General features: G+C 52.5%; 1 tRNA gene. It reads left to right on the top strand.

Annotation, left to right across the window (positions count from 1 at the left end):
- The first annotated feature begins 14 nt into the window (after positions 1-14).
- Positions 15-90, top strand: a tRNA-Glu gene (locus tag ACW689_RS21600).
- Positions 91-202 lie beyond the last annotated feature (112 nt).

Raw genomic sequence — 202 nt, 5'->3', positions numbered from 1 at the left:
AAACCAATTTCTGCGTCCCCTTCGTCTAGAGGCCTAGGACACCGCCCTTTCACGGCGGTAACAGGGGTTCGAATCCCCTAGGGGACGCCACGTTACTTTGGTAAAGTAACAAAAGCTCATATGGTGCGAGTTAAAATAGCCAGTCCTAGTGACACATACTGTGTCCCCTTCGTCTAGAGGCCTAGGACACCGCCCTTTCACG

This window comes from Pseudoalteromonas sp. ABE4_541 (assembly GCF_056312285.1).
Note: the sequence above shows the minus strand (reverse complement) of the source record. Positions and strands in the feature narration are given on the sequence as shown.